Below are 23218 nucleotides of genomic sequence, written 5' to 3'. Positions count from 1 at the left end.
CGCTTGCATCTCCCCCACCAATCGGGGATACTGTGCAGGCGGTGTTTCACCCACAACCCAGCGGAAAAGATGAATACCCAGGAATTAAAAGAATTACTGCTCACCATTGTTGCTGATCAACGGTTACAGAAAGCAGAGAAAAATACGTTAAAGAGTTGGCTGGAACAGCACTGCACCACCGATCAGCAGCGGGGGGTTGCTCGTAGTCTGGTGTTTCAGGTGGCCCAGGAACAGGTAACCAGTGGAAATCCTAAAGATATCATCGACTGGCTGGAAGATGTCAATAAATTGTTGTTGCCACAGTTGGGAAATGACAGTCAGGAAGATGCATTTGCCTGTTTCAGCCCAGGGATGGCCTGCATCCAGGAAATCCTGCGACAGATCCAGCTTGCTCGCACTTCGATCGATGTGTGTGTCTTCACCATCACCGACGACCGGATATCCGATGCACTGATCCAGGCTCACAGCCGTGGGATCAAGGTTCGCGTGATTACCGATAACGATAAATCGGAAGATCAGGGGTCCGATATTGTTCGACTGGTGCGTGCAGGCATTCCATGTATCATGGACGAAACCGAAGCCCACATGCACCACAAATATGCTATTTTCGATGATGTCCGGCTGCTTTCGGGCAGCTTCAATTGGACACGAAGTGCGACGGAATACAATAATGAAAACCTGATCGTCACGCCGGACTCCAAATTAGTGAAGGAGTTTCGTAGCAATTTTGAAAAACTCTGGAAACAACTGGGATAATGATGCAACGAATCATACTGGCTTGCTTACTGGTGACCCCACAATTACTGTGGGCAGAACCACCGAACGAATATGTGAAAAAAGGTAATCGACGCGACTCGATTCGTGCCACTTTGAAAGCCAACAAGCTGCCCAATCTGGAAGGAAAGTGGTACTGGGTGGGGCCGTTTGACAATACCGATAACAATGGCCTCGCCGCGGAATACGCACCCGAAAAAGAGCTCAAACTGGATGCGAAATACCAGGGGAAAGGGAATGCTGCACTGCAATGGAAAGAATTCCCCCAGATGAAGCTGGGTACGGTGGTAAATCTGAAGCAGATTATCCCAAAATCGAACGATACGGTGGTTTACCTTTACCAGGAAATTGAGATTACAGGTGATGAACCGGAATTAATGCCACTGCAACTGGGTAGCGACGATGGCATTGCTGTCTGGTTGAACGGCAAACGATTGCTGCAGGAAAACGCGGTGCGTCCGGCAGCGCCCGACCAGAACAGTTGCGAACTGGCCTTGAAGCCAGGTAAAAATCAACTGCTGATCAAAATCAGTAACGTAGCTGGCGATTTTTCTGTTTACGTGCATCCAGAACTAACCAAATCGATTCCGGCTGTGGTAAAAAACCAGCTCCGCCGCGATTTCCCTGATGGAAATTCCAGCGCCGTGAATAGCTCTGCGGAAGCGAAGCACTATCGAATGTCGACGATCCCACTGCCGGAAGATTGCGTTCTGGAAGTGGGTGGGCTTGCTTTCCGGCCAGACGGTAAGCTGCTTGCCTGCACCCGACGTGGGGAAATCTGGCTGATTCACAACCCCACTGCAGCCGACCCGAACGATGTGAAGATGACCCTGTTTGCCAGTGGCCTGCACGAATCGCTAGGCATTCACGTGGTGGATAACAATAAAGTGTACGTGGTGCAGCGTCCGGAAATGACGTTATTAACCGATAAGGATGGCAACGGCACTGCTGACGATTTCAAAACCATTTGCGACAAGTGGGGCAACGCTGGCGACTACCACGAGTTTGCCTTTGGGCCTGCTGTTGACAAAGATGGCAATTTCTTCATTACTTTGAACGTGGGCTTTGGTGGGGGCCACCAGGGCAAATCACCTTACCGTGGCTGGTGCGTGAAAGTGTCTCCCGATGGCAAGATGGAACCATACGCCTATGGGTTGCGTTCACCGAACGGTGTCAACTTCAGTCCGGATGGCGACCTGTTCTACTGCGATAATCAAGGAGAGTGGGTGGCTTCCAACAAAATGCACCACATTCGCAAGGGCGAATTTTATGGCCACCAGGCAAGCTTGCCCTGGTTGAAGCACACCAAGTTCTACGACGAGAAGAAAAAGAACGATCAGGTTGCCAGTGGAATGATGTACGACGGCACACCCACTAAAAAGGATGGGCCAGTGACCTTCCCGGAACTCACCCCACCGTGCATCTGGTTTCCGTATGGCCGCATGGGGCAATCAGTTACTGAACCACGCTGGGATACCACGGGTGGCAAGTTTGGGCCCTTTAGTGGCCAATGCCTGGTGGGCGACCAGACCAAATCGATGATCATGCGGGTCGACCTGCAAAAGATCGGCGATACCTATCAGGGCGCCTGTTTCCCATTCCGCAGTGGCTTCCAGTGTGGGGTAAACCGACTGGTGTTTGCACCCGATGGCAGCCTGTTTGCAGGCCAGACCAACCGTGGCTGGGGATCTCTAGGAGGTAAGCCATTTGGTTTGCAACGCCTGGAATATACGGGCGAACTGCCTTTCGAAATCCTGACGATGAAACTGACCAAAACTGGCTATGCACTGCGGTTTACCAAGCCGATTGACCCAACAATTGCCAAAGAACTGAAAGCCTACAGCATGCAGTCATACACGTACAAGTATTTCAGCAATTATGGTTGTCCCGAAATGGATCGCCGTGCGGAAAAGGTGACTGCTGTTACGGTGGATGCCGACAATCTGGGTGTGCAGATTACCGTGCCGGATCTGCACAAGGGCCGTGTACGAAATGCGTCTCGAAGGCATTACTACCAAAGAAGGAGAGCCACTGTTGCACGCAGAAGGTTACTACACCCTGAATGAGTTTGTGAAGTGACCTTCGATCTTGTTTCGGCGATGCAGGAATTGTTCACTCAGCCCGATCATCCCATCCATCGGTATGGGATGTCGATGGCACTGGAAGCAGCCCGCACGGCTTATGATCGCGACGAAGTCCCTGTGGGTGCAGCAATTATTTCCGGTGAACAGGGCCTGATCGCCACTGCCTACAATCAGCGGGAGGAATTACAGGACCCCACGGCACATGCGGAAATGATTGCTCTGACCCAGGCTTCGGCGGCACTGCATTCGTGGAGGCTGGAAAATTGCATTCTCTACGTAACGCTGGAACCATGCCCCATGTGTGCGGGTGCTATTGTGCAGGCACGCATTCCTTTTGTGGTGTATGGCACCACCGATTCGAAAGCAGGTGCGTGCCACACGCTTTACCAGATTACCAATGATGAACGCCTGAACCATCGCTGCACCGTGCTGGGTGGTGTCATGGCCGAAGAATCCAAATTTCTGCTTAGTTCATTCTTTCAGGCGAAACGCCGCATGGGCAAAAAGTAGCTTTCAATTCCATTTGGCAGTACTTTTTGCACCCACGTACAGTCGGGGTGATATCTATTTTGGAATTTTTCACAAAAAAGTTTTTGATGCCGTAAGTAATTAATTTGTAATAGTTTACGCAGATTCAATTTCTGGAATTCTTGCAGTTTTGTAAACAAAATTTCACTTTTGAAAAAGCACGTGGATATATTAATATATGTGAACTTAAAAACAGTATTTCTGTTCAGGGGAAATGTTCATGCGTATATACAATGAGCTGCTTTGGCAAAAACGTCCAAAACGACCATCTTTTCCGTTGAGCAGTTGTTACCAAACGATTCCGTGCTGCTGTTCGTCTTACGTCCATGCCCCACCACGAGCAAAAAATGGCTTTGCCAGGTACTGGGCGCGAACTTTGCCGCACCACCTGGGCGTAACTGCTTTACGGGAAACCACTTGAAGGGAAATGCATAGTCAGGTTAGGTGGTGTTTTCATAGGATAGCCATTGTTCTGTTGCATTGATGGGGAAACCAGATGGATCAGCCTGCGATTCGTGTCAGCCAGCTTTGCAAGTCGTACGGACAAGTGATGGCGGTGGACAATATTTCGTTTGAAATCCCCCACGGTCAGTTGGTGGGGTTTCTCGGCCCGAACGGTGCCGGCAAAACCACCACCATGCGGATGATCACCACCTTGCTGCCCGCCACTAGTGGCTATGCCTACGTCTGTGGGCACGATGTGATGATGGAATCGATGGCGGTTCGCAATCATATCGGTTATCTGCCGGAAAGTGTGCCACTGTACCCGGAAATGAAGGTCGAAGAATATCTGTCGTACCGTGCGAAGCTGAAAGGCGTTGAACGCAGCAAGCGTCCGGCACGCCTGGACTATTGCATTGAACTGTGCCGCGTGCAGGGTGTCCGCAGGCGACTGCTGGCCACACTATCGAAAGGTTATCGCCAACGTGTGGGCCTGGCAGATGCACTTCTGGCAGATCCCAAGGTGCTGATTCTGGATGAACCCACCAGCGGGCTGGATCCTATTCAGATTCGGGAAACCCTGTCGGCAATTAAACAACTCGCCGGGCAGCACACCATCATGCTTTCCACCCACATTCTGAGCGAAGTGGAAGCAGTTTGCGAGCGGGTGCTGATTATCAATCGCGGTCGCATCCGGTGGGATGCGACCATGAAGCAGGCAGCAGAAGACTTGTATTATGCTCTGCATGTGCGTGGGCCGGTCGATGCTATTCTGGAACACTTACAGCGGATCGATGGGATTCAAAGTGCCCGTGTACTGGAATCGAAAGACGATATCCATTCGATCGATCTGGTTCCCCACAACAAGCAGGATGTGCGAGAAGTGATTTCCCGCACCATTCTGGAACGGGGCTGGGGCCTGCTGGAACTTGCCAGCAAACGCCGCACCGTGGAAGCAGTGTATATGGACGTGGTAATGAGCGAAGAACCAGAACAGGCGGTTGCGTGAGGTACTATGGCTACTGAAATTCAACCACTACCGGATCAGGCACCTTCCCGTTTGCAGGAAGACGCGATGTCGTTCACCCGCACGGTGGGGCTGACTGGTTTTGTAATGACTGTTGTGGGTGTGGCGGTGCTGGTCTTTGCCCTGCGTGGCGTGTTCAGCCTCGATCCCCACATCGGCCTGATGGCGACGGTGTTAGGCACCGTGATGATGCTGTTCCATGCATCCCGCGATACTGATCCCACGGTAACAACGCTTTATGGTTACGGTGGCGGGATGGGCCTGCCTATTGTTGGCCTCGGCCTGGCAATTGCCTTCAGTATGATCAAGGCCAAGCCGGATGATATTGCGGCCGCCACACGAATCGAATCGGTGCGTTACCTTTATAGCTGGTTCGCCATCCTGCTGGGCCTGTTGTTCCTGGTGATATATTGCCGCAACGAACAGGATGCTGATTCCCGCAAAAACGGCCTGATGATGCTGGGTGGCTCCGGCATGATTCTGTTTCTGGTGGCAGTATTTGGTTCCCACTTTCGCCCAGCGTATTCGTTGGGCTTCGGCTTACCACTGGGCCTGCTGGGAGTAGGTTATCTTGCTGCGTTCCTGGTACAGTCGGGTGAAGATACCAAACTTGGTTACCGTGGTGCCTGGTTTGTGACACTACTGGGACTGGCAACAATGTCAAGCGCCATGTTGCGAGCGATCATTCCCCATACACTGCCCTTTTTTGTGCCTGCAGGTATGTTGGTGCTGGGAATTGGTTTGCTTGCGGCGTTGGTGGGGCTGTTTATGGCATCCGACCTGCAGGTTGTTGTGCTGGCACGACGCGAACTACTAACTTACTTTTATTCACCCATTGCCTATGCGGTGCTGCTGTTAATGGCGGTGATTGGCTGGCTGGCGTTTTACCTGTTTGCCCAACAACTGTTTCAGGAAGTACCAGAACCAATCGTCATGTATTACTTGGGCGATTACTTTGGTGTTGTTCCAGTACTGTTTATCATTCCCGCAATCACGATGCGATTGATCAGTGAAGAAAAACGCACGGGCACATTCGACATGATGATGTCCGCACCTGTCAAAGAATGGAATGTGGTACTTTCAAAACTGTTTGCCAGCTTTATTTTCTTCATGCTGACCATGTCGATCTATGCGATTTACCTTGTCGCGCTGGTGGCAGAAACCGGCACCGCATTTGAATTTCGCACCCTATTGAGCTTCTACCTGGCCGTGGCCGTAACTGGCCTGGCATTTTTATCGCTGGGACTGTTTCTATCATCGCTGACGAACAATCAGATGGTGGCCGCGGTATTAACATTTGGTGCAATGCTTTTTCTGTTTGCGATATTCTTCCTGGAAAGGCTGGTGCCACCCACATCGCCATTTAAGAACGTTTTCCTGCACACCAGTTATGTCCATTTCTGGTGGAGTAGTTTGCGGGGCCACCTGCATGTGCGGGACCTTTTGATTCAATTGACCCTGGCTGGGTTTTGGACATTTCTTTCGGTGCGTGTGTTAGAAGCACGCCGCTGGTGGTAAGGAGCCTCTGATGAATTCGGAAACCGTATCCCCCACCTCGTTGCTGGAAACAGTAGCCAAATTGATCATTCGCAACCGCACCTACGTGGGGATTGTGCTGTTGCTGTCCAGCCTGGGCTTGATTGCGCTGGGTGGAAACTACCTGGTAAAATCGTTCAAAAGCGATGCTGTCAAAGCGAAAGGGCCATTGGCAGAACAGCCCACAGCAGATGAGAAGCAGGTTGATGTGAAGGACCTGAAAGAGAACACCAACCACCAGCTTCCAGTGGGGGTATGTTGCGTGCTGCTTTCCCTGACGATGGGTGCCGCTGGTCTGACGCTGGCGATGCGTGATGCCAATGCGGACCCCAAACTACAGACCGTCATGAGTGGCTTTCTCGCAGTAGCATCAACCATTGGCCTGATTGTGGCGTTAATGGGATTTTCGCTGCTGATAGTCTGGCGAGATTAACTTTTTCAATGGATTCTGGAAGATAAATCGGGTGAATCCCGCCCCGTGCTGATTGCGGGCATTGTTTTTCTGTTGGGGATGCTGTGGTCTTTCCTGGTGCTGCAATTGGGCCGCGGTCAGGAACGAAGAAATGCCGTGATTCGACGGGTGATTTACGGATTCAACTCGTTATTTGTCAGCGTGTTACTGGCATTCGTCATTTTGGTGGTGAACACGATTTTCTTTTACCAATTCCCCACGCCGTTCGTAACCAATGAGACCGCCTTCCAGGGTCTGAGCGAACCCACACAGAAGTATCTGGAAAAGCTGGAAACGCCAATCCAGATATATATGATTCTGTCTTCAAATGAAGAAGTTGAAATTCAATCTCGGTATGGGCCCTATGTATACAGCAATCTCTATTCGGATATGCGGGGATTGCTAAGTCAATGTGCAGAACTCAACAAAAACATTAAAGTAGAATATCTTTCGCCGGGTATCGATGTTACTCGTGTAAATCTCGTATTGGAAGAATTTCGCCGTAGTAACGTTGAAAACGAGAAACAGTTAGGCATTTATCTTGCTGTAGGTGAAGGCGGTGCACGTAAAAGTATTGTTTCCATCCAGGATGTGATGAGTCTGGCACAACCACGACCAGGTTCCCAACCGTTTCCGGTGTTTGTGGGAGAGACCGTCTTAATGAGCGAAATCGCCTACCTGGTTGACGGCCGTGAAAACGAAAAAATCTATTTCACCCAGGCTCATGGCGAATTAGGCATGGAAGCAAAGCAGGACGATCCTCACACGATGGCCGAGGTGATCCGCGCCCTGCGGGCTGAAAAGATCCAGGTGGAGCCACTGAGACTGGATGAGAAAGATCCGAAAGTACCAGACGATGCTGCTGTCGTGGTAGTGGCAGGCCCCAGGCAAACAATTACCAATGATTCCCCCACCTATAAGGCGCTGGAAGATTATTTGAAACGCAGAAATGGTCGTTTATTGGCTTTTCTGCCAGCAATAAAGGGAGTTGATCAACGGGTCAGTCCAACTGGCCTGGAACCACTGCTGGGTGGCTTCGGCGTGGACCTATCGCCGGATACACGCTTGATCGTTTCCCCACCAGGGTACATTCTGGGAGAACGATTCAAGTTACCTGGAAACATGATTATTGCTGAATGGGACAAGCGTTTTCGGGAACCAGTCGCAGCGATTTATAATCAGATTCCGATCTTTGGGATCGATTCCCGCCGTGTGGCACCGATGTCTACTGAAGGGCCATTCTTGGTGCAGTCTGTTTACAATACCGTACCAATCTCCCGTGGCGGTATCTGGCAGGAAGCCTCCTATGAATCTTCTATCCAGACCGTCTGGGAACAAATGTTACAACAGGGGCAACCGATTCTGGAAGCGAAGCGCTTTACGATGGAACCAGTCAGTGTGGCAGTTGCGGTATCCGATCGACCCGCCACCCAGGAAGCGAAGCCGATCCCACGCATGGTAGTGTTTGGCAGTGACCTGATGCTGCTTGATAACAGCCAGATTGGCCGCTTCGTGGGTCCTGAGAAACAGGCAGCGTTGGTATCGCAATCGATCGACTGGTTACGCCAGCGAAACATCAATCTGGGGATTCCGCTGAAAAAGCCAAACAGCTATCAGTTGCCCACAGGCACTGAAAAATCCACTTATCTGTATCTGTTGTTGCTCGCAACAGTAATCATTGGAGGTGGGGGTTTATCCGTGTGGTACCTGCGACAGAAGTAACCACCTGAATCAACAATAAAACGGTGCATTGACCTGTCAGCACCACAAGAAATACAACAGAGTTTTTGAAGAATTACACCAGAGAAGGACACCAATGAACTTTCGAACAACCTACATCCTGGCAGGCGTTGTTGGCGTGGGCCTGCTGGTCTTACTGCTGGTCCTGCTTTTCAGTGGCGGTAATGGCGATGCCCCACCGGAAGTGGAAGGGTATTTGCTGCAATCGTTCCGCGCCGCCCGCATCGAACCAGAACAAATTCAATCGGTCGAAATCGAACGCCCAGGCGGCAAGCCGGCAAAGCTCACTTTTGCCCGATCTGCCACTGGCTGGCGTATCAGCGAACCTGCCAATTCCCGCGCAGATGCTGCACGGCTGGAAAAAATAATTCAATCGCTGCTCGAAGCGAAAACTGATAACTCTGCAGATATTTCGCCCGATCTTGGCAAACACGGTCTGAGCAGCCCCGGCCTGACAATAACCTTGAAAACCAAAGATAACCTGAAAACCAGTGTATCGTTGGGCAATGTGTCTATTGGTGGGGATCGATCCGTTGTGTATGTAACGGTTGCCGATGATGCCAAAAAAGCAAAAGCAGTCCGACGCTCCGCACTGGTGGCTTTGTTTCAGGATGAACTGCCGAAAACCGCCACCACTGCTGCTGAAATTCTCGCATCGATGGATAGTTTCCGCGAGCGTGAAATGCTGGGTGCCGGCATGATTGAACCATCAGCCGAAATAAAGTCGCTGCGTATTCGTCAGGATTCCCAGGAAGTAGCAATTTTCCGGGTTGCTCCCAGTACCTGGCAGTTTCGCTTACCTGCCAATTACGGTGCTGTGGAAATTGATGCCCCACTGGATGCCCGCCGTGGGGAAGCACAGGTCAACAGTCTGCGGGTGCTCCTCAACCAGATTCGAGCCATCCGCCCAGGTGATGGCAGTGCGTTTATTGATGATATTGCCAACCTGGGCAACTACGGCCTGGCAGTGGGCAAAGATTCGATGTTGCAGATCGATCTGACACGTGAAAATGGCGATCAGGAAACTCTGTACGTGGGTAAGCAGGTGGATAAGCCTGGCACCGATCGCTTTTATGCCCGCTTCGAAGGCGATTCCGTCATCGCTGAAGTCAATGCCAGTGCGGTGCGTGCTGTCAAATCGGTGCTGAAAGAACCCAACCTGATCCGGAATCGCACCTTTATTCGAATCAATCCGCTGCAAGTGGATGCGTTGGATATTACCCTGGGTGCTGAAACTTTTTCGCTGCGTCGTCTGAACGATATCTGGAAACTATACGATGCAGCAGGCCGGTCGCTGAATGCAGACAGCAGTGCAGTAACAAAACTGATTGATCGTTTGGCAAACAAAAGTCTGATTTCGGGTTTTCCAGCAGATGGACTTCCTGATGAAAAGAAAGGTTTTGCCGCACCAGCAGCACAGGTGAAAGTGTGGGAAATGGGCATTGCGACCTTTAAGCCCGATCCAATGAAGCCTGATGTGATGCCCACAACCAGCAAAGACCCCACCGCCACGGTGTTGTTGGGTGAAATTGACACTGGCGAAGTGGTGCACGCACGCAGATTGGTGGCTGGTGCCCAGCAGGATGTTTACCTGCCTGTAGATGTGCTGCGACTTGCGACCCGCCCACGCCTGGAATATATCCAGGCAACGATCCCCACGTTGAATGTCAACGATGTGGTGGGGATGAAAGTGTTTCAGGGTGCCGTACTGCAATCGGATGTCAGCCGGCAATCAAACGGTGAAGCTGCTTCCGTTACCAAATGGACGTTGAGTTTGCCCGAGAATGTGAAAGATCGCGTAGCAGACAGTATCACCATTGCGGAAACCCTGAACGCCCTTTCGGCACTCAAGCCTGCGAAAGTAGTTGCTGACCAACAAACCGATGAATTGCTGCAACAACTCAACCTGACCGCGGATAATCCTGCCACCCGAATTGTGGTTACGATGAAAGATATGACCGAACGGGAATATCTATTTGGCAAGGAAACCACCATGCCACCTGGGAATGTGTATTTCAAAAGCAACGATGGGGTATTACTGCTGGAAGTTAGTAAGGCAGCCATTGATATTCTTGGCACCAAACCACTGGTAAATAAAACGATTCATCGTTTTGAACCTGCAAAAGCCAAATCGTTGACGATTAAGGGCTGGGCATCATTCAGCGGTACACCCATCATGCAGGAACTAGTCAAAGATGGAGCAGATTGGAAATTCAAAACTCAGGGCAATTTCACCCTGGATAATGACAAAGTGAACCAACTGGTTGATTCGATCTGTGGACTGCGGGCATTGACCTTCGAAGTAATTGGAACTGGCCCCACTCCAGAGCAAAAGCTGGATGTGCAGAAAGATGCTTTGGAGTTCACTTTGGAGCTGGAGAGTGGTCCGGTGGTATTGACAATCAGCCCACCTGTTAAAGAAGGTAAACTCTACGCAACATCAAGCACCATCCCAGGCGACGTGGTGCTGATCTCGGATCGATTTGTGGAAATTCGCAAGGCCCCCGCTGCCTTGAAGAAAGATTAGGCATTGCTCAAAAGGATTATTCAAACAGACTGTTGCCCCATAATTGGGCAAGAAAGGCGCTATGTTGGAAATTACAATTAACGATCAGGTGAAGCAGCTTGAGCAGCCACTGACACTGGCCACATTGCTACAGCAGTTAAATATCGATCCGATGAAGACTGCAGTGGAACTGAACCGCCTGGTTATCCCCAGGCGGGAACATGAGCAAGTGACTTTGCAGCACCATGACCGTCTGGAGATTGTGACGCTTGTTGGTGGGGGAGCCGTCCCAGCAGATCAACCACTGAAAGTGGGGAAGTTCACTTTCAGCAGTCGATTGTTTACTGGAACGGGCAAATACGGCACATTCGAATTGATGCAGGAATCACTTGATGCCAGTGGCTGCGAGGTGACCACTGTGGCAGTGCGTCGCGAACGCCTGATTGATCGGGATGGGCGCAATCTCCTGGATGCACTCGACCTGAATCGCTACACCATCCTGCCCAACACGGCTGGGTGTTTCAGTGCGGAAGATGCCATTCGCCACGCACGTCTGGCCAGGGAACTGCTGACCAACATGGGCAACCCAGGGGCAGACTGGGTGAAACTGGAATGTCTGGGAGATCCAAAAACGCTGTTGCCCGATCCGATTGACACACTGAAGGCAACGGAAATACTGGTGGCTGAAGGTTTTCAGGTGCTGGTATACACCACGGATGATCCGATTCTGGCCCGTCGACTGAAACAGGCAGGTGCGGTCAGTGTGATGCCTGCAGGCAGTCCCATCGGCAGTGGGCAGGGCATTCAGAACCCCACCAACATTCGGATTATTCTGGAATATCTGAAAGATGGCGATCCTGATTATCCGGTGATTGTTGATGCCGGTGTGGGCACCGCAAGCGATGTGGCTATTGCCATGGAACTGGGATGCGATGGGGTATTGTTGAATACCGCAATCGCCAGTGCGAAAGATCCCGTGCGAATGGCCTTGGCAATGAAATACGCCTGCGAAGCGGGTCGGTTTGCTTACCTTGCAGGTCGCATTCCGAAGAAACTGTACGCAAATGCCAGCAGTCCGATGGAAGGCTTAATTCATCAGAGCATCACAACGAAATGATCAGCCAACTTGAGGCATTTTTTCGCCCATTAGTGCCCACCTTGTTCGTTGTGGCGATCATTGTGGTATTGTTCATCGGTCTTCGCTGGTTGTTTTTACGTAAAAGCCTGGTGCTGGAACAGGAAAAGCGACTTCCAAGACAACTGGGTCTGGCCGGATTTGCTTTTTTTGGCATAATTGCGACGATTCTGGCTCTTCCCATCACAAGCGAGATTCGTAATCAACTCTTTACGGTACTGGGATTGCTGGCATCAGGTATTATTGCTCTGGCCTCTACTACAATCGTATCTAATGCCATGGCTGGTCTGATGCTCCGCTCAACGCGATGCTTTCGAACGGGCGACTATATTCGGGTGAAAGAACATTTTGGCCGTGTGACCCAACGTGGTTTACTGGATACCGAAATTCAGACGGAAGACCGCGAACTGACGATGTTGCCCAATCTGTTTCTGATTACCAATCCGGTAACAGTAGTACGCACGTCTGGCACGCTGGTATCGACCAGTTTAACGCTGGGGTACGATACTCATCATGAGAAATTATGTAAACTGCTGGAGGATGCCGCACACGAAGCTGAATTGACCGATCCATTTGTACGAATTATGGAATTGGGTAACTTTGCGGTAACGTACCGTGTTTCTGGTTTTCTGGATGACATCAAAAATCTGCTGACCGCTCGTTCCAACCTGTGCAAGAAAATTCTGGATGTACTGCACGCAGCCGGAGTGGAAATTATGTCTCCCACAATCATGAACCAACGACAAACCACGATGGAAACGAAGTTTGTCCCTGCAGATGCCGTCGAACATCATGCTGAATCTGGCAAAAAACAGATTGAAGAAATGATGTTTGACAAAGCAGAACAGGCAGAGAAAATTGAAGCGACGCAACAATCATTGGAAAAAGAGATCAAAGAACTGGAGGAACAGATCAAAGAAGGTAGTAACGACGATCACACCGCACTGAAGGAACGGCTGAAATCGCAAAAGGCGAAGCTGAAAATTGTGATCGATGCCAAAGAGAAAAAAGATTGAAGTAGAGTACCTATTTACCCAGTACGGCATTCCCCTGGTCACATTGAAGCTCAATTTTTGCCAGCCGTTGTGTCCTGCTCAGTGTCGGAGGAGATAATTTCATTTCCTGCCCCTGCCGAAGCATATAAATCGATGCGTTGTCTTTTACAGTCGTGCGAACTCGACGTGCTGTATCTTCCACCGTGTAGATTACCAGAACATCGGTCAAATCAAAACTACTCCGATTGGTTAAAGTGTTCGTTGCCACCGGAGCAAACAAAAAGCGATTCTGATTGCGATTATAAAAACTCACTTCAAAAGTGACCCCCACCATCTGGGCAAACTTCGGCGACGATCGCAAGTTAAACAGATCTCTCGAATCCCGCAACACTTTCACGTGGGGATACTTCGCATCTTCTATGCAGGCTTTCACTGCATCCAGTGCTTTGGCAACATCTCCAGGCTGATTTCGAGAACCCAGCATCTGGCTATACCGCAACCAGAACTCGGCATTTTTGGGAAGAAGTGCTTTCAGTGTTTCAGCCTGATCAATTGCCGCATCAATCTGTCCAGCAAGGAAATGTGCCCACGTACTGTATAACCGCAGCCGAGTAGCAAAATCAGTGATCCCAGGAATCTCCAGGATCTGTTTAGCCAGCGATGCGGCATAGCCTGCATTGGGATTGTACATTTGCGACCACGGATCATCATCTGCCTGAACTTTTGCAATCAACAGTTTTAAGAAGACCAACTCACGCAAGGCCACCAGTCGCATGACCAGTCCAAGACCCTGGTTATCGATTTTTCGGTAAATTTTCTCAAACTCACCATCAATCTGCAAAGAGAGAGAATCCAGTTTTTCCACATTTTTCTCAGCCTGGATGGTGCTTCGCATCAGATCAGAAAGTAAAAACGGATTGGCTTCTTTACCGAACGATGCATACAAATTGCGTAAAGTCAAATGATCCTGACGGGACATCGCATTACTCAAATCGGTATACAATTTTTTCTGTGCCTCTGCATCAGGGCGTTTGTAATAGAGATTGCCAAAATCCCAGAATGATCCGAATGTCGTAGTCTTCAAATGGAACATTGAACTGGTTCTGCGTTTAATTTCCGCTTCATTTTCAGATTTCAATCGGGCCAGGGCACTATCCAATTCTGCCAGTTTCTTGTCGGCATTGGCATTCATCTTCAGCATACTGCTGGCAATATCAAACTGGTCACGGGTATTATCTGCATAATACAGACCAAGCAGACCACCAAGATTGCCGATTCCTCGTAAAGAATTGATATTCGCTTTATCGTTCTTGAAAGCAAGTTCATCCCGTTGTTCCTGGCTGTATTTATCCTGAATGAATTGATCGAGTTCATTGGCGGCATCAATATAGCGAGAAAGTGTGCGGATTAATGGGGCAGTACGTGCGTCAATTCCAGCGAGACTCTCCAGTGTTTTCAGTTCCCGTTGTACCGAATCTCGATTCCAGGGATTTGCCCACATTTCCAGATACAGTCGCTCCAGATACCAGAAAGCAAGATCAGAACTCTTCAGCCCATTTGAATCAGGTGGGGTACGGATGTCAATTATCTGCTGCGGGATGACTTCCTGCACTTCTTTGCCGTTTTTGAACAGTGCGAAACCTTTGTTGTCGCGATCGAATACCCAAGTCAGTTTTTTTCCGTCCTGTGTACCTTCGATCTCCAGAATATTCGGGCGAGCTTCGATAGTTTTGGTGCCAGGTTTTCCTGCTTCGCGATAGAAAAATTTCTTAGTGGTCAACATCCACAAGGTCACTTGCTTCGTTTCTGCCGGTTGGCCATCAAAAATCACCTGTTTCAACTTCACATTCAGTGGGCCGTGCATTAACACCGTGGCACCCTGAATTTTCAGTTCCTCGCCAGTGGAAACTGAAGGAAAGGTGCATGCAGCAAGAATCATGATTGCTTGCAATAGTGGTAACTTCTGTCGAAAACGGTGCATACGATTCTCCTATTTGTCAGGCAAACTCGGTTGATCACTGAACAATTCAACCGCAATTCAACAGGATAACGCAAAAAAATGGATTTGAGGACACCTTATCGTCGGGGTGCAGCGAAAGATATGATTTCCTCATCGAATCTTCATTTTTCAAGCCAGGTGGGTAAGTCGGATTTCGCGTAACTTCTCTAACGCAGGCTTTAATGCTCCGTGGGGGTCCACCAGTCCACTATTTGGGGTGCGGTGGAAATCAACATCGGAAAAATGGTCCCAACAGATATTTTCGATGTAGCCCTTGCAAAGCATCACATTTAAAAAGCTACTGGCCCAGTCTGCTTGAGCTTCCGGTGAAATATCTTTCCAGAAACCGGAAGCGTGCACCACTTCTCCAGGGCAGATCGGATCGGTTTTTCTGGAAGATGGGTAACTGCATGCCACCGAAATTGGCACTCCCAGCATCCCAAAGTGGTCTAACATGCGGGAGGTGGATAACAAATCCTGACAATAGCTACCACGCGGGGTGGTGCCCATCAGCAGTTCCACTTCTACTCCGTGAAAAGGCAGGCCAGCCCGTAACAGGGTATCGGCAATGATCAACCCGGAATATTCATAATCGGTGGTGGTGAGATACTCACTCCAAGGTTGAGCCACCCCAATCACCAGTTCCAATTCGCTGTCAATTTGCCAGGCCGCATCCGCAGCACTTGCTGTCAATTTAATCAGTTCGTCTTCGGGAAAACTGAATAGTGGCGTTCCATTAGACCCGGTTGTAATCAACCAACGTTTAATCCGATCACGATACCGCGTAACCACGGTTTCTACATAATCACACATTAAACTTCGCAGGGTTACAGGATCGTAATCGTTTTCCTGCACCCAGGCGGGCATTGCTGCGGGGGTAAAGTCAATGACAGGCCCGGCATAGACACGCAAATTTCGTTTGGTGGCCCACTCTAAAACCCGGTCAGCATCATCCCAGAAATAGGTTGATTCATCAGGCTCAATCAGATTCCAGGACAGCGGGATGGTAATCGTATTGAACGACAGGCGGTAAATATCCTGAAGTTCCTGTGAAGGAAGCTTTGGAATGCGACAGCCAAAAGCGGTATCGAACTTCCCTTGTCGTGCGTGCCGTAAGCCAAAAACCTGCTTGGTGTAGGCACGGGTCATCGTGTCTGCTGCATCAAAAGCACAGGCCAGAGCGTCTTCACCTCGCACAGCACTTTCCGGCAGTCCTGCATCCAGAATTGCTTCCCGTAGTTGGTTAGTGCCTTGTTTCAACAGAAATTCGACTTCAGGAATCGGTGTCAGGCCACCCATCAGCCAGTCGTTGTACTGGTTCCGCACCTGATTAATTTTGCCGCGGGCCAGTTCCACCATCAGATAGTAGGGTTGCGGGCGTTCCATTAACGTGGTGGTGGGGGTCATTAACCGACCAGTATCCGGAATATCCCATGGGATTGTCATGGGACCGCTTTCATTATTTTCCCGTTGAATTGTCAGCAGGCCGTTTTCAACAGTCACAATACCAGGAAACGGCAGTCGATCATGGCTGCTGAGCATGGCAGCATGCTGCAGTTCAATACCTGGCGGTATCTTGATGTTGTCCGGTAGATGAAACTTGATCACACCCATGCATGGGATACCGATACGAAGCGAATTACTTTCAGGCCCCAAATCTTCAAGATAGAAAATTTTCGGCCTGAAGAACCTGAGAAATCGAAAAAAGTATCTCTATGCCAGAATCTTCTCCACCACATTCCCTGCCACATCGGTCAAGCGGAAATCGCGACCGTTGAACCGAAATGTTAATTTTTTGTGATCCAGTCCCAGCAGGTGGAGGATTGTGGCGTGAAAATCATTAATACTCACCCGATCGGTCACGGCTTTAAATCCCACCTCATCGGTGGCACCGTGATGAACTCCCGGCTTGACACCCCCACCTGCAAACCAGGCAGTAAATGCGTGGGGATTATGATCTCGGCCTCCACTGCCTTTCTGCACAATCGGCAAACGGCCAAACTCACCTGCCCAGATCACTAACGTGGAATCCAGCAACCCTCGGCGTTCCAGATCGGAAAGCAGGCCAGCGATTGGCTGGTCTGTTTCTGCAGCAAAGCGGCCGTGGTTCTTCGCAATATTGCTGTGGCCATCCCAGCTCAGATCGTTTTCCATCCCACCACTGTAGATCTGCACGAATCGTACACCACGTTCCACCAGCCGGCGTGCCACCAGGCACTGCTTGGCGAAGTGCGTCGCCTTGGGATTATCCAGGCCATACAGCGATTGCGTTTCTTTGGTTTCTTTGGTTAAATCCAGGGCATCCGGTGCGGCCATCTGCATGCGGTAGCCAAGCTCAAAATTTTCAATCCGTGCCGCCAGTTCTGCATCCAGATTGCCACCCAGTTGCTGATTCTGGTTCAACTGTTTCAGCAGATCCAACTGAGCACGCTGGTGCTGATCAAGCATTTCTTTGGGCCGCTGCAGATTATCAATCGGTTGTCCCTGAGGCTTGAAGGCAGTGCCCTGGAAAATACTGGGAAGAAAACCTGCGCCCCAGTTCTGGGAATGGCCTTTCGGCACGCCACGTCCAAGCGTATCGTACATCACGCAGAAAGCTGGCAGATCACGCCCTTCACTGCCCAGGCCGTAAGTCACCCATGAACCCAGGCAGGGAAAACCCATGCGGGCCATGCCAGTGTTTACCTTAAAAAGTGCCGGGGAGTGGTTGTTTGAATCTGTCCAGCAGGAGTGGATAAACGCCATCTTGTCGACATGTTTTGCCATTTCCGGGAACAGACTGCTTACCCAGGTGCCTGACTTGCCATGTTGTTTGAACTCGAACGGCGATTTCATTAACGGCCCCACCTGACCGGTGAAGAAGCCCGTGTTCTTATCGAAGCCTGGCAGCTCCTGACCATCGCGTTTGGCCAGTTCCGGCTTGTAATCCCAGGTATCGACCTGAGAAGGCCCACCGTTCATGAACAGCCAGATCACCGACTTCGCCTTACCTGCAAAGTGGGGCTGTTTTGGTGCCAGCGGATCAACCGAAGTCGCGGGTGCGGCAAAGCCACTTTCCTGCAGTAATGTGGAAAGGGCCACCACACCCAGTCCGTTGCCAGCCGTGCGAAGAAAATCTCTTCGACTATGAAACTCGGGAGCAGGTGGGGCAAAGTAATGGGGAATATTCATCGTTGTTGCTCCTTCGCAATCAATCCACGTAAATTGTTTCGTTTAAGCACCACACCACCTGGCAAAAATCTGCCAGTGCCAGCACCGCGCTATTGCCCTGATTGGTGTATGCTTTGGTCTGGCGCTCCAGAAACTGCACCGCACGCGCCTGTTCTTCGGCTGTGGGCAGGCGCGATAATGTTTCCAGATAGACCGCCGATACCATGTTCGCAGGGTCGCTCGCTTTTTTCACAATTCGATCCGCAAATGCTTTTGCCCAGGTGCGAACGTCTGGATTGTTCATCAAAAACAGAGCCTGTGGGGCAATCGTCGTTGAAATTCGCTCTCCCACACCCACGGTGCCATCAGGGGCATCAAACACGATGAGCATCGGAATCAACCTGCTCCGTTTCACCGTGTAATAGATACTTCGGCGTTTCATACTTTCCTGTAATGTGCCCGGGCCAAACATCGTCGGATCCAGCGTCCCACTGAGCTTCAGCAGAGAATCCCGAATGGCTTCCGCCTCCAGGCGACGTGGGCGAAAATGCCAGCACAGTTCATTCTGTGGGTCCTGTTTACTGCGGGCCTCATCCACTTCTGAAGTCTGCCGATAGACAGCACTCATCATGATTGCTTTGTGCATTTTCTTCAATTGCCAGCCATTCTGAATGAGTTGATTGGCCAGATAATCAAGCAGTTCTGGATGGCTTGGTGGGGCACCACGCACGCCAAAATCGCTGGGTGTCGACACAATTCCCCGCCCCAGGTGGTGCTGCCACAATCGATTAACGATCACCCGTGCCAGTAAAGAACCAGCTCCCTGCTCAACATCAGTCATCCAATTGGCAAATGCTGTCCGGCGGTACGTCAATTTGGAACCGGAAGGTGGGGCAGCCTGCCATCGATTCTGTTTCTCCGAATGGACCAGAACCTGCAGAAAACCGGCTGGTGCAACCCCTTCTTTCTGATTTGGGTCCCCACGTCGCAAGAAGTGGGTTTCTTTCAGTACGTCTTCGCCCTGAGTATGCAGCCGCACCGCAGGCAATCCTTCAGAAGAAATCAGCACCTTCACTTTTTCCGGCACTGGTTCCTGTTTCTGCTTGGCGACCACAATATTATTCAGGCGTTTCCATTCCGGATCCAGTCGTTTGAAATACGTCAACAATGCCTGGCGTTGGGCGGGAGTGCGTTTGTCTGCTGGTGTTTGGAAGGCCAGCACCGCACTTTCCGGAATCGCTTCGGCCAGCAACTTGGGCAGCGCAGTCTGATCCGTAATGCCCAGGCGTGGGCGACCCATGCCGTGCTTCACATTATTGTGGAACTTCATCGTTACCACGATGGTAACCGGTTCATTACTGCTAATAGCCTGGTCAAACTCCAGAGCTGCAGCGTGGTCGTGGCCAAACTGTGGATCAACGGCCCAACCGGAAGTGACCGGGTCGGCATCGATGGCACCTTCAATGCCCAGCCCCTTCTGGTTGAAGGTGGCGATGGGGTTCTTTAATTTGACCGGCACTGCAGGTGCCTTACCCACCTGATAAGTGACTTGCAGATCAGTCAGGCAGAAGTTCCCATTTGCCGCACGACCCGGCCCTTTTTTCACCAGGCTGGCGTGCGTCAGTGCTTCAATTTGCAGGCCCGTGATGCGTTTCAGCGATGTCTGAAAGCGAAAACTCAGTGTTTCCAGCGTGGGGTTGTTCCCGGTAATCAAATAACTGCCATCACTTTGCAGTTCAAACTTCCCACCACCTGCTGCCTTGGTGGATTCCATCGTAGGAATGATCCAACCGTTAAATAAGGCTTGCTGCTGGGGTTGCTTTTCCCACCTGGCAAAGTTTTCTGCCAGCCCCTTCGCTTCATACTGTTCTAATGCTGTCTTCAGTGGTGCCAGTTCCTGGTCGAACTTCTGTTTGGCAGCCAGATAACGTTCCGGCTTAAGTTGTAATTCCTGTTCACTCCGCACCGTGGCTGTAAAAGTGGAAAGCATTCGGTAGTAATCTGCGGCGGGAATCGGATCGTATTTATGATCGTGACAACGTGCACAGCCCACCGTCAGGCCAAGCATGGCTGTTGTCGTAGTGCTCAGCATATCATCCATTTCATCGTAACGATGCTTTTCCACTTCGTTTTTGGTGATCTGTGTGGAATGAACCCCTGCCGCCAGAAAGCCGGTGGCCATCAGCGCCAGTGGATCTTTCGGTGCCAGTTCATCACCCGCAAGCTGCCAGCGAACGAACTGGTCATAGGGCATGCCCTGGTTCAGAGCTTTAATAACAAAATCACGATAGTGGTAGGCACTGGGCCGGTCGTAGTCGTGTTCAAAGCCATGGCTTTCGGCAAAACGCGCCAGATCAAGCCAATGTCTGCCCCACCGTTCGCCGTAGTGGGGCGAATCAAGCAGGCGATCGATTAATTCTGCATATGTCTGTTCAGAGAAGTTTTTGGTGAATTCTTCCACTTCTGCAGGTGTGGGTGGCATCCCGATTAAATCGAAGTACGCACGTCGGATGAGATGACGTGGGTCGGTTTGTGGGTTAGGAGCCAGCTTTGCCTGCTGCAGTTTTTGCAGAATAAAACGATCAATCTCCGTTTTTGCCCACGGTGCGTCTTTCAGATCGGGCAACTCCACAGGCTTTAACGGTTGAAACGACCAGTGTTTACGATCGTTTGCTTCAATTTTCTTTTCTGTCCACGCAGTGGCAGACGCCCGATCCAGCAGTGGCTTGTCATACGGTGCCCCAAGGGCAATCCATTCCCGCACATGCTGCAAGTCGGCTGCGGGCAGTTTGGGCAGTTTGTACGGCATCGTGGGCTTTTTGGCGTGCGTCATCATCAGGTAAAGCAGGCTTTTGTCTGGTTCACCGGGAACAATTGCCGGACCACGATCCCCACCTTCCAGCAGGTGAGCACGTTCAATGATTTCCAGTTCACCTTCGGTTTTTTCCCCACCGTGGCAGGCCAGACAGTGCTTGATGAGAATCGCGCGGACATGCTGGTTGAATAATTTCGTGCCCTGTACCATTTTCTGAGCATGATCGGCTGGCAGTGGTTGCTGGGCCGACCCCACAGAAAACGGCAACAGAACCAACAGAGAGCAGAGATATTTCATGTTCGGTTTCATCTTCACATCTTAAAGGTAGGACTGTTATTTTACACCAAACGACACGATAAATGGCAGCAGAATATCTGCATTACCACAAAATTTCTTTGTGGAAGGTAGTTTTTGTCCTGCTCTCCTTTCCCTGCGAGGAAAGGTGGGTAAAGGAACTCATTAAGATTCATTAAAAGATTCTCACACAAAGCCGCGAAGCTTCACGCTTTGACCTCACCCCGGCTACGCCACCCCTCTCCTCGCAGGGGAAATCGGCTTTCGCACATATTCCAACATCAATATCAGCAACAGGCCTGCCAGAGTTCCAGATGCACCCACCCAGATCAGTGTGAACCACGTGCCAATCGTGGTGGGGAGCAGTTGCCAGACCAGAAAACTGCCACTGCCAGCCAGCATGGGACGAATCGCCTGTTGCAGCAGTGCTTGCCAGCGGATAGCCAGCAGGTTGCGAACCACTGAAATTAAACCAACCGAAGCGATTAGATTCACCAGAGACATCGCAATGATGGCACCCGAAAGGTGGTAGCACCAACTGCCAAGCGGAACCAGCAGTATCACGCCAATCGCTTCATACCACGTCCACCGGGTCAGTGGGTGCAGCAATTCTGCCGAATACAGGTAACGTGTGGCCACCGTTTGCAACCCCGCAACCGGCAATACCACCGCCATGATCCGTAATGGCCAGAACGAGTTCCCTTCCAGAATGGTGGGCCCCAGCCAGAGTTGCAAAAACGGTTTTCCCAGGCAGATCAGCCCTGCGGCAATGATGACCAGCAGATAAAGCGACCAGCGACAGGAAACCAGAAATAACTCCCCCACTTGCTGTGGGGACTGTTTGCCCACCGCACTGAACCGTGGCAGTAGAACGGCACTGGCACTCCGCAGCAACAGGCGGGCATAATCGATCAGTCGGAAAAGAATCGCGTACCAGGTGACTGCGGCTAGTCCAATCAGGGCACCAATGATCATCGGAATCGTTTGCACCGCCATGCGGTTGCCAATCAGGATTGCCAGCGAGTGGGATGTGTAATTTCTGATCGACCGCCAGGCGTGGCGGCGGGCGAGATTTCTGCGAATCTGCATTTCCGGCAACACCCACCGACAGAGCAGATACATTCCCACATTTTCAAAGAGCATGGTGCCGATTTGAATCGCCGCAACTGCCTGCAGATTCGGATGTTGTGGCAGAAAAATCACCAGCAGAATCGCCCGCAGGCCGATGCCCAGCAGACGCACCAGACTTTTGCTGCCAAAACGTTCGAAGCCATCCAGGATTGACGAAAACAGGGTCAGTGGCAGGCTGATCCCCAATGCCAACACCATCGACCAGCCAATCGTGGCCAGTGGCACCCCCGGAGTGGTGGGTGCTGCCAACTCGTAAATTCCTACCGCAATCGAACCGGTAAGGATGATTCCCCCACCCAGAATCAGGTAGACAAACCACGCGGTGGAGATGGTTTCGTTCAATTCTGCCCACTGTTGGGTGGTGCGGCTACGGGCAACATGGCGCACGATGAAGGCGGCAATCCCAATGTCGAAGATCATCAGGTAGGCCAGAAACGATTCCACCATGACCCAGGCACCGTATTTGTCGGAGCCCAGCTGGCGAATCAGAAATGGCATTAAAAAGAAACTACTGGCAATGGTGGCAAAAAGCACCAGCCAGTTCGATAGCACACTGACAGCAATCCTGCTGCGGGGGGTGGGATGATCGTCCTTGCTCATAATACCCGATAT

At 50.9% G+C, this 23218-nt stretch carries 15 protein-coding genes; 10 read left to right on the top strand and 5 right to left on the bottom strand.

The genetic code is table 11. The annotated features are described in order from the left end of the window. The first annotated feature begins 69 nt into the window (after window positions 1-69). From R3B84_18365 to R3B84_18320, 10 genes are all read left to right on the top strand, one after another. A complete protein-coding gene (locus tag R3B84_18365; GenBank protein ID MEZ6142528.1) occupies window positions 70-756 on the top strand; it encodes a phospholipase D-like domain-containing protein in 687 nt (228 codons plus the stop codon). Next, window positions 756-2840: a hypothetical protein gene (locus R3B84_18360; GenBank protein MEZ6142527.1), complete on the top strand. Its 2085-nt coding sequence runs from the start codon at window positions 756-758 to the stop codon at window positions 2838-2840. The genes R3B84_18365 and R3B84_18360 overlap by 1 nt, the downstream gene beginning before the upstream one ends. A gap of 9 nt (window positions 2841-2849) precedes the next feature. Next, complete coding sequence (locus R3B84_18355; protein ID MEZ6142526.1) at window positions 2850-3368, top strand: nucleoside deaminase; 519 nt, start codon at window positions 2850-2852, stop codon at window positions 3366-3368. A gap of 514 nt (window positions 3369-3882) precedes the next feature. Further along, entirely contained in the window at window positions 3883-4836 is a 954-nt protein-coding gene (locus tag R3B84_18350; protein MEZ6142525.1) for an ATP-binding cassette domain-containing protein, read from the top strand. Window positions 4837-4842: 6 nt separating this feature from the next. Beyond that, window positions 4843-6372 (top strand): ABC transporter permease, encoded by a 1530-nt coding sequence (locus R3B84_18345; GenBank protein MEZ6142524.1) that lies wholly within the window; start codon window positions 4843-4845, stop codon window positions 6370-6372. A gap of 10 nt (window positions 6373-6382) precedes the next feature. Continuing rightward, window positions 6383-6823: a hypothetical protein gene (locus R3B84_18340; protein ID MEZ6142523.1), complete on the top strand. Its 441-nt coding sequence runs from the start codon at window positions 6383-6385 to the stop codon at window positions 6821-6823. 45 nt (window positions 6824-6868) lie between these two features. Continuing rightward, the gene (locus R3B84_18335) at window positions 6869-8563 is read left to right on the top strand and encodes a Gldg family protein (protein MEZ6142522.1); all 1695 of its coding nucleotides are present in this window, start codon (window positions 6869-6871) and stop codon (window positions 8561-8563) included. A gap of 94 nt (window positions 8564-8657) precedes the next feature. Continuing rightward, window positions 8658-11108 (top strand): DUF4340 domain-containing protein, encoded by a 2451-nt coding sequence (locus tag R3B84_18330; GenBank protein MEZ6142521.1) that lies wholly within the window; start codon window positions 8658-8660, stop codon window positions 11106-11108. Between the two features lie 61 nt (window positions 11109-11169). Then, on the top strand, window positions 11170-12204 hold the full coding sequence (gene thiS, locus R3B84_18325) for a sulfur carrier protein ThiS (protein MEZ6142520.1): 1035 nt from the start codon (window positions 11170-11172) through the stop codon (window positions 12202-12204). Then, window positions 12201-13238 (top strand): mechanosensitive ion channel, encoded by a 1038-nt coding sequence (locus tag R3B84_18320; GenBank protein MEZ6142519.1) that lies wholly within the window; start codon window positions 12201-12203, stop codon window positions 13236-13238. The genes thiS and R3B84_18320 overlap by 4 nt, the downstream gene beginning before the upstream one ends. Window positions 13239-13248: 10 nt before the next feature. Here the strand turns inward: R3B84_18320 and R3B84_18315 are convergent, their stop codons facing one another. From R3B84_18315 to R3B84_18295, 5 genes are all read right to left on the bottom strand, one after another. After that, window positions 13249-15198 (bottom strand): hypothetical protein, encoded by a 1950-nt coding sequence (locus R3B84_18315; GenBank protein ID MEZ6142518.1) that lies wholly within the window; start codon window positions 15196-15198, stop codon window positions 13249-13251. A gap of 147 nt (window positions 15199-15345) precedes the next feature. Beyond that, a complete protein-coding gene (locus R3B84_18310) occupies window positions 15346-16830 on the bottom strand; it encodes an endo-1,4-beta-xylanase (protein MEZ6142517.1) in 1485 nt (494 codons plus the stop codon). A 99-nt stretch (window positions 16831-16929) separates the two neighbouring features. Continuing rightward, a complete protein-coding gene (locus R3B84_18305) occupies window positions 16930-18387 on the bottom strand; it encodes a DUF1501 domain-containing protein (protein ID MEZ6142516.1) in 1458 nt (485 codons plus the stop codon). Window positions 18388-18406: 19 nt separating this feature from the next. Then, on the bottom strand, window positions 18407-21478 hold the full coding sequence (locus R3B84_18300; GenBank protein MEZ6142515.1) for a PSD1 and planctomycete cytochrome C domain-containing protein: 3072 nt from the start codon (window positions 21476-21478) through the stop codon (window positions 18407-18409). A gap of 225 nt (window positions 21479-21703) precedes the next feature. Then, complete coding sequence (locus R3B84_18295; GenBank protein MEZ6142514.1) at window positions 21704-23206, bottom strand: hypothetical protein; 1503 nt, start codon at window positions 23204-23206, stop codon at window positions 21704-21706. Window positions 23207-23218 lie beyond the last annotated feature (12 nt).

Origin of the sequence: Zavarzinella sp. (genome assembly GCA_041399155.1) — a bacterium.
Lineage (GTDB): Bacteria > Planctomycetota > Planctomycetia > Gemmatales > Gemmataceae > JAWKTI01.
Note: the sequence above shows the minus strand (reverse complement) of the source record. Positions and strands in the feature narration are given on the sequence as shown.